Consider the following 12,038-nt stretch of genomic DNA (forward strand, 5'->3'; position numbering starts at 1 on the left):
CCCATCGCGCTCCGGCGTGCCAAGGGGCCGCCCGAGCATCCCTGCGCCGGTCCACGCACCGTGCCAGTGTGGAGTCATGCCAGAGCAGCCGCGACGCCTCCTCGTCGACACCCACAACGACCTGCCGTTCGCGTGCCACGAGCTCGCCGGCCACGACTGGACGGTCCTCGACCTCGACGCGGCACCGACCCACACCGACATCCCCCGGCTGCGCGCGGGCGGTGTGGGGGCACAGTTCTGGTCGGTGTTCGTCGCGGGGACGCTGCCCGGCCACGAGGCGGTGACCGCGACGCTCGAGCAGATCGACGCGACCCATCGCCTCGTCCGCCTTCGTCCGGAGCTCCAGTTCGCCCGCACCGCCGACGACATCGAGCGCATCCACGCCGCCGGGCGCATCGCCTCCCTCATGGGCGCCGAGGGCGGTCATTCGATCGCGTGCTCGCTCGGCGTCCTACGCATGCTGCACGCGCTCGGCGTCGGCTACCTCACCCTCACCCACAACGAGCACGTGCCCTGGGCCGATTGCGCCGTGAGGCCCGAGAGGCTCGGCGGGCTCTCCGCGTTCGGGCGGGCCGTCGTCGACGAGATGAACCGGCTCGGGATGCTCGTCGACCTCTCCCACGTCTCCCCCGGCACGATGCGGGACGCCCTCGACGCGTCGTCGGCGCCGGTGATCTTCACGCACAGCAACGCACGCTCGCTCACCGACCATCCCCGCAACGTGCCGGACGACGTCCTGCGCGCGACGGCCGAGGCGGGCGGGGTGTGTTGTGCGACGTTCGTCCCGGCGTTCTGCTCTCAGGAGCGGTACGACTGGGAGCGGGATGTCATCGCACGCGCCGAGACAGCCGGGATCGACGCCGAGGACGACCGCGCGCTGGAGGCCTTCGTCGCCGGCCTGGGCGAGACTCCCCCGCCGGTCGGCGTCCACGACGTCGCCGACCACGTCGATCGGCTGCGCGAGGTCGCGGGCGTCGAGCACGTCGGCATCGGTGGCGATTTCGATGGCACGTCCGTTCTACCCGACGGTCTCGAGGACGTCAGCACGTACCCGCGACTGCTCGGGGAGCTCGCGGCGCGCGGCTGGTCCGACGGCGACCTCGACCTGCTCGCCGGTCGTAACGTGCTGCGCGTCATGCGCGCCGCCGAGGACGTCGCCCGCGAGCGTGTCGACGAGTCCCCGAGCCTGGCCCGCATCGCCGAGCTCGACGGGGTGCCCGACGGCGTCGCGCCGGAGTTCGCCGCCGTGGTGCAGCGCACCTGGTGATCCTGTCGCGGCCCGGCGCCGGCATGGTCGAGACGCGGTCGCCTCGCCCCAGAAACATCGGGTGGGAGGTCAGCCGGCCGGGCACGTACCCGCGTCCGCCGGCCCGAGGCGGGTGGCCAACCAGGTCGACAGCGCCGAGGCCGTCGCGGTCGCCGTCTCGTGGGTGCCGTCCTCGGGAGCGACGATGAACGCGATCGCCGTGCGCCCGCCACCCTGCTCCACGGTGCCGATCTGGCGCACGAGGTGGCCGTGGGCGCTCGGACCCCACCCTCCCTTGAACCGGGACGGCGCCTTCACCGCACCGAGCCCCCACTGCTGGTCCTCGTCGATGCGGGACATCTCGTCGTAGACGAACGCGGCGTCGCTCGCGCACGGCAGGTGAGCGGCGTAGGTCGCCGCGTCCTCGACCCGCCAGTGGGTGCGTCCGAACCCGGCGGACTTGCCGCCCGCGTCGACGCCGACCTCGGTGCGCGCGTCACCACCGGCACGCAGCACGGCCTCGACGGCGTCGGCGGCCGCGGCGGAGGCGCCGAGGCCCCGGTAGAGCTGCGCGGCCGCCTCGTTGTCCGACCACTCGATGGCCGCCCGCACCTGAGCCCGCGTCCGGCCCCGACTCTTCTCCGTGGCCGTCGGCTGCGCTCCGGCCTTGGCCAGGGCCGCCACCGAGATCGGCACCTTGAGCGTCGACCACGCGTCGGAGTCCGTCGTGCGCCCGAGCACCTGGGGTGGCGTGGTGCCGCCAACGGGTGCCCACGCGAGCGAGATCTCCCCCGGATGCGCCGCCGCGAACTGCCGGAACGGCTCGACGAGCGCCTCGGCCGTGAGGGGAGGCGGCGCCGCGGGCGTGCGGCTCGCGGCATCGGCCACGACGAAGGGCTCGGGCGGGATGCCGTTGCAGGCGCCGACCAGGGCACAACCGAGTCCGGCCACCGCCACGGTCGTCGAGACCCGCGCCAACCTGCGAATCGTCATCGTCACCGATCGCGATCGGTCAACGACCAGGCGTCCTCGTCGTCCCCCGCGTCCTCGTCGACGATCTCGACGGCGTCGTCGCCGGCCGCGGCCACGCTCACGAGGGAGCCGCTCGGGGGGTCGTCGCCGCGCAGCATGGCAAGGGTGTCCTCCAGGTCGTCGGGCTTGACGAGCACGTCACGGGCCTTGGACCCCTCGGAGGGGCCGACGATGTTGCGGGACTCGAGCAGATCCATGAGCCGGCCCGCCTTGGCGAATCCGACCCGCAGCTTGCGCTGCAGCATCGACGTCGAGCCGAACTGCGTCGTGACGACCTGCTCGGCCGCCGCGAGCAGCAGCTCGAGGTCGTCGCCGATGTCGTCGTCGATCTGCTTCTTCTCGGCCTTGACCGTGACGTCGTCGCGGTAGTTGGGCTTGAGCTGTTCGGTGACGTGCGAGACCACCTCGTGGATCTCGGACTCCTTGACCCACGCGCCCTGGGTACGCATCGGTTTGCTGCGTCCCATCGGCAGGAACAACGCATCACCCTGGCCGATGAGCTTCTCGGCACCCGGCTGGTCGAGGACGACGCGGGAGTCGGCGAGCGAGCTCGTCGCGAACGCCATGCGGCTCGGCACGTTGGCCTTGATGAGGCCGGTGACGACGTCGACGCTCGGACGCTGGGTCGCGAGCACGAGGTGGATCCCGGCCGCACGAGCGAGTTGGGTGATGCGGACGATCGACTCCTCCACGTCGCGCGGGGCCACCATCATGAGGTCGGCGAGCTCGTCGACGACGACGAGCAGGTAGGGGTACGGCTGCAGCACCCGCTCCGAGCCCGGCAGAGGCGTCACCGCCCCCGAACGCACCGCCTTGTTGAAGTCGTCGATGTGCTTGAACCCGAACGCCGCGAGGTCGTCGTAGCGCGCGTCCATCTCGCGCACGACCCACTGCAGGGCCTCGGCCGCCTTCTTGGGGTTGGTGATGATCGGCGTGATGAGGTGCGGGATGCCGTCGTACGCGGTGAGCTCGACGCGCTTGGGGTCGACGAGGATCATCCGCACCTCGTCGGGCGTGGCCCGCATGAGGATCGAGGTGATCATCGAGTTGACGAAGCTCGACTTACCCGAGCCGGTCGCACCCGCGACGAGCAGGTGCGGCATCTTGGCGAGGTTGGCGATGACGTAGCCGCCCTCGACGTCCTTGCCGACGCCCATGACCATCGGGTGCGGGTTGCGGCGAGCCACCTCGCTGCGCAGCACGTCGCCGAGGCTCACGGTCTCGCGGTCGGCGTTGGGGATCTCGATGCCGATCGCGGACTTGCCCGGGATGGGCGAGAGGATCCGCACGTCGGCACTCGCCACGGCGTAGGCGATGTTCTTGCTCAGGGCGGTGACCCGCTCGACCTTGACGCCCGGGCCGAGCTCGACCTCGTACCGCGTCACCGTCGGACCACGAGAGAACCCGGTGACCTGGGCGTCGATGCCGAACTGGTCGAGCACTCCCGTGAGCGACTCGACGACCTGGTCGTTGACCGAGCTGCGCGCCTTGGGCGGCGTGCCCGGCTCGAGCACGGAGGCATCGGGCAGGGTGTACGAGACGTCCCCGGTGATGACGAGCTGCTCGACACGCTGCGGCAGCGGCTCGGTCATCGGCGCCTGGAGCTCGGCCTTCGCCTCGACCTTAGCGGGCGGGCTCTTCGGAGCCGCCGCCCGGCCGGAGTCGGCCTCGGGCTTGGGGGCGGCGGTGGCGCCACGCTTGTCGACCGGCCGGTCGAGACGTTCGGTATCGGCCTCGGCGCGGGTGGCGCCTCCGGTGGCAGCACGCTCGGTGTCCTCGGAACGGCTCTCGCGCACGAGTCGGCGCGAGCGTTTGCGATGGACCTCCGCGGCCTGCTCGAACGCCTGCTCTCCGTCGTCGGACACCCCGCGAGGCGAACGGCGCGAGGAACCACGACCTGCGTCGGCGGACTCCCCGTCGCCTCGCTCGTCGTCACTGCCGAAGAGGTGATCGCCGAGCGCGCGCAGACGCTGGGGAATGCGGTGCACGGGCGTCGCGGTGACGACGAGCAGCCCGAAGAAGCCGAGGAGCACGAGGATCGGCACCGCGCCCCAGACGGTGAGACCGGCCTCGAGAGGGCCGGCCGCGAGATAGCCGATCATGCCGCCGGAGTCCCGCAGCGGCGGAAAACCGTCGGCCGGCGAGGGCGCCCCCGTCGAGAGATGCGTGAGCCCGCACGCGGCGAAGAGCAGGGCGGTCATACCGATGGCGATGCGGTTGACCTGCCGATCGTCGTCCGGCGAACGCAGGATCAAGACACCGATGAGGACGAAGACGAGCGGCAGCGCGAGAGCCACGCGACCCACCGTGCCCGCGGCGACGGCGTGAATCGCCTCCCCGGCCAGGCCGGGCAGACCCCACCATTCCCGCGCCGCCACGACGATGGCCGCGACGAGGAAGAGCAGGCCGATGCCGTCACGCTGATGCTCCGGCTCCAGCTCGGCGGCGCTTCGTCCCACTCGCCGCACCGCCCCTCCTGTCACATGCGCCATGCCCATCCACGTGCTGCTGACCGCACGCATCGGCCAGCTCGGGCCCGTCCGGCCACGGCTTGGTCGCGACGACCCGCGCCCCGACGCCGGTCGGCGGCCGCCGCCCCCCGATGTGCGAGCCCCACCTCGACTCGCCGAGGCACGACTCGACCCGCCTCCCGAACTCTTCGGGCGGCGGGCGGACGACGTGTTACGAGTGGCCACCGTCGCAGACTAGGCGAGAACCGGGCTCCGCCTGAGTCGACACCCCGCCGTGGACGAGGTTGCTGCGCACCTCTCACCCGGCGGCCGACTCCCGTTCAGGTGCCGGTCCCGCATGCCTCCGACGACCTCGGCGACGACGCCGGCGCCGGGCGCGACGATCAGGCCTCGATGACCACCGGGATGATCATCGGACGGCGGCGCAACTTGCCCCCCACGTAGCTGCCGACCGTGCGACGGACGACCTGTTGGAGCTGGTGAGCGTCGGTGACACCCTTGGCGGCGGCCTGCTCGACGGCGTCCTTGATCTGGGGAGCGATGTTCTCGAACACCGCGACGTCCTCGGCGAACCCGCGGGCGAGGATCTCCGGACCGGTGGTGACCCGCCCGTTCGAGATGTCGACGCCGACCACGACCGTGACGAACCCCTCGTCGCGCAGGATGCGCCGGTCCTTGAGCAGCGCCTCGGTCGTGCCACCGACCGACGAGCCGTCGACGTAGACGTAACCGCAGTCGACCGACCCCGCGATCATCGCCTCACCGTCGACGAGGTCGACGACCGTGCCATCCTCGGCGAGGATCACGTGGCTCTTGGGCACCCCAGTCGCCTCGGCGAGGCGCCCGTTGGCGACGAGGTGACGCCACTCACCGTGGACCGGCATGACGTTGCGTGGACGAACGATGTTGTAGCAGTAGAGCAGTTCGCCGGCGCTCGCGTGCCCGGAGACGTGGACGCGGGCGTTGCCCTTGTGCACGACGTCGGCACCGAGACGCATGAGTCCGTTGATGACGCGGTACACCGCGTTCTCGTTGCCGGGGATGAGCGAGCTCGCGAGCAGGACGGTATCGCCCTCGCCGACGTCGATCTTGTGATCGCGGTTGGCCATGCGGCTCAACGCGGCCATCGGCTCACCCTGGGAGCCGGTGCAGATGAGCACCTGCTGGTCCTCGGGGTAATCGCCGAGCTTCTTGAAATCGACGACGACACCCGGCGGCACGTGCAGGTAGCCGAGCTCCTCGGCGATGCCCATGTTGCGCACCATCGAACGGCCGACGATCGCCACCTTGCGCCCGTACTCGGCCGCCGCGTCGAGCACCTGCTGCACCCGGTGCACGTGCGAGGAGAAGCACGCGACGATGATGCGCCGCTGCGCCTTGGCGAACACCCGCTCGATGGCCGGGTAGATGTCCTTCTCGTGCACCGTGAACCCGGGCACCTCAGCGTTGGTCGAGTCGACGAGGAAGAGGTCGACGCCCTCCTCGCCCAGACGCGCGAACGCCCGGAGGTCGGTGATGCGGTGGTCGAGCGGCAACTGATCCATCTTGAAGTCGCCGGTGTGAAGGATGAGCTGGTCGCCGGCCCGGATCGCCACCGCGAGCGCATCGGGGATCGAGTGGTTGACCGCGACGAACTCGCACTCGAACGCGCCGAGCGGCTCGATCTGCCCCTCCTTGACACCCATCGTGTACGGCTTGATGCGGTGTTCCTTGAGCTTGGCCTCGACCAATGCGAGCGTGAGCGTGGAGCCGATGAGTGGGATGTCGGGCTTGAGGCGCAGCAGGTACGGCACGCCACCGATGTGGTCCTCGTGGCCGTGGGTGAGGACGATCGCCTCGATGTCGTCGAGCCGGTCCTCGATCGCGGAGAAGTCCGGCAGGATGAGGTCGACGCCCGGGTGGTCCTCCGGAAAGAGCACGCCGCAGTCGACGACGAGGAGCCGGCCCTCGTACTCGAGGACGGTCATGTTGCGTCCGACCTCGCCGAGGCCGCCGAGCGGGATGATGCGAACCCCGCCGGGGGCCAGCGGGCCGGGCTCGGGCAGTTCGAGGTGTTGGTTGGTCACAGAAGACCGGACTCCTTCAGGCCTGCGCGCAGACGCGCACGCTCGTCGTCGGTGAGGCGCACGAGCGGGCCGCGCACCGCGTCGGAGGTGAGGACGCCCTGCTCGACCAGCGCGGCCTTGACCGTCATCGCCCCCTGCGTGATGCCCATGACCGCGTCGACCGCGGGCACGAGGTCGAAGTGGATGCGGCGCGCCTGCTCGAAGTCGCCCCGGTGGGCCGAGTCGACCATTGCCGCGTACTGCGCGGGCGCGACGTGGGTGGTGACCCCGACGATGCCCGTGGCGCCCTGGACCAGATGCAGCAGGTTGTCGCCGTCGTTGCCCGAGTACCAGAGCAGATCGGTGGCCCGCAGCACCTGCGTGGCCCCCCAGAAGTCGGCCTTCGCGTCCTTGACCGCGAGGATGCGCGGGTGCTCGGCGAGCGCGATGAGCGTCTCGGTGGCGATCGGCACCGCCGAGCGTCCCGGGATGTCGTACAGCATCACCGGCAGTTCGGTGGCGTCGGCCACGGCCCGGAAGTGGGCGAGCAGCCCCGACTGCGGCGGCTTGTTGTAATACGGCGTGACGACGAGCAGCCCGTGAACCCCCCGCTCCGCGGCCTGCCGGGCCAGTTCGAGGGTGTGCGCCGTGTCGTTCGTGCCGACACCGGCCACGATGCGCGCCCGGTCCCCCACGGCTTCGAGGACGGCCTCGAGCAACCGCCCCTTCTCGTCGTCGCTCGTGGTCGAGGCCTCACCCGTCGTCCCGTTGACGACCAGGCCGTCGTTGCCCTCGTCGACCAGATGGGAGGCGAGGCGCCGGGCGGCGTCGAGATCGACGTCGCCGTCGCTCGTCATGGGAGTGACCATCGCGGTGAGCACGCGACCGAAGGGAGGTGTCGACATGCCTCACACGGTAGCGCCACCCACCGACGGTCACACCGCAGGCACGACGCCGTAGTGCTCGGCGCACCGGGTCTCCGACAGACCTCGCATCGCGGACCCGGGCCGACATGGAAGAACGCGGCACTACTCGCTCGGGGGTTCGAGTAGCGCCGCGTTCACCGAGGACATCGCCGGAGCGCACCCGGCGTTACGCACGGATTCACCACGAGAGTGTGATGCCGGTCACCGCCTGAGGGGTTGTCGGTGGCGATGGCTACGGTGTGCGCATGCAGCCGTACCTGGACCTCCTCTCGCGCATCCTCGACGACGGCGTCGAACGCGGTGACCGCACCGGCACCGGCACGCTCTCGGTGTTCGGTCATCAGATGCGCTTCGACCTCGCCGCCGGGTTCCCCGTGGTCACCACCAAGAAGCTCCACCTGAGATCGGTGTTCGGGGAGCTGCTCTGGTTCCTGCGTGGCGACACCAACGTCGCCTGGCTCCACGAGCACGGCATCACGATCTGGGACGAATGGGCCGACGAGAACGGCGACCTCGGCCCGGTCTACGGCCACCAGTGGCGCTCGTGGCCCGCACCCGACGGCCGCACGATCGACCAGATCGCCGGCGTGGTCGAGGCGTTGCGCACCAACCCGTACTCACGGCGTCACATCGTCTCGGCGTGGAACGTCGCCGAGGTCGACGACATGGCCTTGCCGCCGTGCCACACGATGTTCCAGTTCTACGTCGCCCCCGACCACCGCGGCGGCCCCGACCGGCTCTCCTGCCAGCTCTACCAACGCAGCGCCGACACCTTCCTCGGTGTGCCCTTCAACATCGCCTCCTACGCCCTGCTCACGCACATGATGGCCCAGGTCACCGGCCTGCAGGTCGGCGAGTTCGTCCACACCATCGGCGACGCGCACCTCTACCTCAATCACCTCCACCAGGCCCGCACGCAGCTCGACCGCACCCCCCGACCGCTGCCGACGCTGAGGCTCGACCCCGACGTGCGCGAGATCGACGCCTTCACCCTCGACGACATCTCGCTCGAGGGGTACGACCCCCACCCCTCCATCGCGGCCCCCATCGCGGTGTGAGCGCCCCGACATGAGCACGCACCCGCGCACCGCTCGCGACTCCGAGATCGTCCTCGTCGCCCTCGTCGCGGCCAACGGCGTCATCGGCGACGGCACCGACCAGCCATGGCACTTTCGCGAGGACTTCCGCCGGTTCAAGTCGCTGACCATGGGCCACCCCCTCGTCATGGGAAGGCGCACCCACGAGGCCATCGGCCGCGCCCTGCCCGGACGCGAGACCGTCGTGCTCACCCGCGACCCGTCGTGGTCGAGCGAAGGAGTGCGCGTCGCCCACGACCTGGAGGAGGCCCTCGACCTCGCCGCCGAACTGCCCGGCGGCGAACACATCATGGTTCTCGGTGGCGGCCAGATCTACGAGGCCGTCCTCCCCCGCGCCGACCGCCTCGAACTCACCGAGGTCGACGCCGACGCCGAGGGAGACACGAGATTCCCACGGCTCGACCCCGACTCGTGGACAGAGGTGGCCCGGGACGACCGCCTGGCCTTCGCGTTCGTCACCTATCGCCGCACCGAATGAACGCACTCGACACTCTCACCACTGAAAAGGAGTCGTCGAACACACGGGCGCGAATTCTTCTACCGCCCCGGACGAGGACTTAAGGTTCGCGAATCGGCCCCCCTTCCTCGAACGGAGCATCCATGTCCACCGCGACCGAGAGCGACGCGCACAAGCTTCGCACCGACCCAGACCGCCCGCCCGTCGCGGTCGTCGAACCCCCCGGCATGTCGGCCAAGGCCAAGCTGGTCATCGCCCTCATCGCGGTCCTCGCCGCCCTCGGCTGGGCCATGCTCGCGACCTCCCGCGGCGAACACGTGAACTCGGCATGGATCGTCCTCGCCGCCGTCGGCAGCTACCTCATCGCCTTCCGCTTCTACGCCAAGCTCATCGAAGTCAAGATCCACCGGCCGAACGACATCCGCATGACCCCCGCGGAAGAGTTCGACAACGGCAAGGACTTCATGCCCACCGACCGCCGGGTGCTCTTCGGACACCACTTCGCGGCGATCTCCGGAGCCGGCCCCCTCGTCGGTCCCGTCCTCGCCTCGCAGATGGGTTACCTGCCCGGCACCCTCTGGATCGTCCTCGGCGTCATCTTCGCCGGCGCGGTGCAGGACTTCATGGTGCTCCACCTCTCGACCCGCCGCCGCGGCCGCACCCTCGGCCAGATGGCCCGCGACGAACTCGGCCCGATCGGCGGCTGGGCCGCGATCATCGGCGTCATCACGATCATGGTCATCCTCATCGCCGTCCTCGGCGTCGTCATGATCGGCGCCCTCGCCGAGAGCGCCTGGGCCGTGTGGGCGGTCGCCATGACCATCCCGATCGCCATCTTCATGGGCGTCTACCTGCGCTACCTGCGTCCCGGCCGCGTCTCCGAGGTCTCGGCCATCGGCGTCGTGCTGCTGCTCGCCGCCATCGTCAGCGGTCGCTGGGTGTCGCAGACCGACTGGGGCCACCTGTTCATCCTCGACAAGCCCACCCTCGCGATCTGCCTCGCCGTCTACGGCTTCGTCGCCGCCGTGCTGCCCGTGTGGCTCCTGCTCGCCCCGCGCGACTACCTCTCCACCTTCATGAAGGTCGGCACCATCGCCATGCTCGCCGTCGCGATCCTCATCGTGCGCCCCGAGCTGCAGATGCCCGCCGTCACCCACTTCGCCATCGACGGCACCGGCCCCGCCTTCTCCGGCAGCCTCTTCCCGTTCCTCTTCATCACCATCGCCTGCGGCGCCATCTCCGGCTTCCACGCCCTGATCTCCTCGGGCACCACGCCCAAGCTCATCGAGAAGGAGTCGCAGGCCCGCATGATCGGGTACGGCGGCATGCTCACCGAGAGCTTCGTCGCCATCATGGCCCTCGTCTCCGCGTGCATCCTCGACCAGCACATCTACTTCGCGATGAACGCCCCCGCCGGTCTCACCGGCGGCACCGCCGAGGCCGCAGCCGCGTACACCAACGGCCTGCACCTCGTCTCCCCCGGCGGCACCCCGCTGCCGCCCATCGACCCCGCCGTCTACACCCAGGCCGCGCAGGCCGTCGGCGAGAACTCCATCATCTCCCGCACCGGCGGCGCCCCCACCCTCGCCTTCGGCATGTCGGAGGTCATGCACCGCACCCCACTGCTCAACCTCATCGGCGACAAGGCCTTCTGGTACCACTTCGCGATCCTCTTCGAGGCCCTGTTCATCCTCACGACCATCGACGCCGGTACCCGCGTCGCGCGATTCATGCTCTCCGACGCCATCGGCAACGTCCGCGGCCTCTCGGCCTTCAAGGACCCGAGCTGGCGCCCCGGCGCGTGGATCTCCACCACGATCATGGTCCTCGCCTGGGGCAGCATCCTCTACATGGGTGTCACCGACCCCCTCGGCGGCATCAACATGCTCTTCCCGCTGTTCGGCATCGCCAACCAGCTACTCGCCGCCATGGCCCTCTGCGTCGTGTTCGCCGTCACCGTCAAGAAGGTCGGCCTCAAGTGGGCCTGGATCCCCGGCCTGCCCATGGCATTCGTGCTGCTCGTGACGATGGTCGCCTCCTGGCAGAAGATCTTCAGCACCAACCCCAAGATCGGGTACTGGACGATCCACAACCAGGCCAAGGCCGCCCTCGCCTCAGGCGCACAGACCTTCCAGACCGCCAAGACGCCCGCCCAGATCGAGGCCGTCGTCCGCAACACGTTCGTCCAGGGCACGCTCTCGATCGTCTACGCGGTGCTCGTGCTCATCGTCTTCGTCGCCGCCATGGTCGTCGTCGCCCGAACCCTGCAAGGCCGCGCCGCTCCCGCCATCGAACACGACGCCCCGCCGTCGCGGATCTTCGCGCCCAGCGGATTCGTCGCCACCCCCCTGGAGAGGGAGGTGCTCGCCGAATGGCGCGACGCGGGTCTCGACCCCACGCCCGCCGGGGGGCACCATTGACCGAACTGCAGATCGGACGACCCACGATCGGGACGGAGTGAGGCCATGACCGACGCACTGACGCGGGCCCGCGGCGCACTCGACACCCTGCGCTGGTACGTGCGCGGCGTCACCGGCGCCGACGCCTACGAGCGCTACGTCGAGCACCTACGCCGCACGCACCCCGACGCGACGATCCCCACCGAGAAGCAGTTCTGGCGGGACAAGTACGACGACATGGAACGCAACCCCAAGACCCGCTGCTGCTGACCTCCCCCTCTCGGGCCGACCTGCACCCCTGCAGGTCGGCCCGAGTCGTGTCCAGGGAACGCCGTGGTTCTTGGGGCCGCGGTGACCCGGGATGC

Annotated in this window: 9 protein-coding genes; 5 read left to right on the forward strand and 4 right to left on the reverse strand. The window is 70.2% G+C overall.

All coding sequences use genetic code 11. The features are described 5' to 3' along the window. Positions 1–76: 76 nt before the first annotated feature. Complete coding sequence (locus tag BN1197_RS16255; protein WP_040161932.1) at positions 77–1,267, forward strand: dipeptidase; 1,191 nt, start codon at positions 77–79, stop codon at positions 1,265–1,267. Between the two features lie 69 nt (positions 1,268–1,336). Here the strand turns inward: BN1197_RS16255 and BN1197_RS16260 are convergent, their stop codons facing one another. The 4 genes from BN1197_RS16260 to dapA all read right to left on the reverse strand — a co-directional run bounded on the left by BN1197_RS16260 (position 1,337) and on the right by dapA (position 7,699). Further along, entirely contained in the window at positions 1,337–2,239 is a 903-nt protein-coding gene (locus tag BN1197_RS16260) for a hypothetical protein (protein WP_052466868.1), read from the reverse strand. 2 nt (positions 2,240–2,241) lie between these two features. After that, positions 2,242–4,776: an FtsK/SpoIIIE family DNA translocase gene (locus BN1197_RS16265; protein WP_040162240.1), complete on the reverse strand. Its 2,535-nt coding sequence runs from the start codon at positions 4,774–4,776 to the stop codon at positions 2,242–2,244. 356 nt (positions 4,777–5,132) lie between these two features. After that, a complete protein-coding gene (locus tag BN1197_RS16270; RefSeq protein ID WP_040161935.1) occupies positions 5,133–6,815 on the reverse strand; it encodes a ribonuclease J in 1,683 nt (560 codons plus the stop codon). Continuing rightward, positions 6,812–7,699: a 4-hydroxy-tetrahydrodipicolinate synthase gene (dapA, locus tag BN1197_RS16275; RefSeq protein ID WP_040161938.1), complete on the reverse strand. Its 888-nt coding sequence runs from the start codon at positions 7,697–7,699 to the stop codon at positions 6,812–6,814. Before dapA ends, BN1197_RS16270 begins: the two co-directional genes overlap by 4 nt. A gap of 266 nt (positions 7,700–7,965) precedes the next feature. On the opposite strand from dapA, the gene BN1197_RS16280 reads away from it, so the two are divergent. The 4 genes from BN1197_RS16280 to BN1197_RS16295 all read left to right on the forward strand — a co-directional run bounded on the left by BN1197_RS16280 (position 7,966) and on the right by BN1197_RS16295 (position 11,943). Continuing rightward, positions 7,966–8,778, forward strand: coding sequence for a thymidylate synthase (locus tag BN1197_RS16280; protein ID WP_040162243.1), 813 nt, complete (start codon positions 7,966–7,968; stop codon positions 8,776–8,778). Positions 8,779–8,788: 10 nt separating this feature from the next. Beyond that, entirely contained in the window at positions 8,789–9,295 is a 507-nt protein-coding gene (locus BN1197_RS16285; protein WP_052466869.1) for a dihydrofolate reductase, read from the forward strand. Between the two features lie 122 nt (positions 9,296–9,417). Next, positions 9,418–11,694 carry a carbon starvation CstA family protein gene (locus BN1197_RS16290; protein ID WP_040161941.1) on the forward strand — a complete coding sequence of 759 codons (2,277 nt, stop codon included), beginning with the start codon at positions 9,418–9,420 and terminating at the stop codon, positions 11,692–11,694. Between the two features lie 45 nt (positions 11,695–11,739). Then, entirely contained in the window at positions 11,740–11,943 is a 204-nt protein-coding gene (locus BN1197_RS16295) for a YbdD/YjiX family protein (protein ID WP_052466870.1), read from the forward strand. The last annotated feature ends 95 nt before the right edge of the window (positions 11,944–12,038 follow it).

It is taken from the genome of Mobilicoccus massiliensis (genome assembly GCF_000826525.2).
Classification (GTDB): domain Bacteria; phylum Actinomycetota; class Actinomycetes; order Actinomycetales; family Dermatophilaceae; genus Mobilicoccus; species Mobilicoccus massiliensis.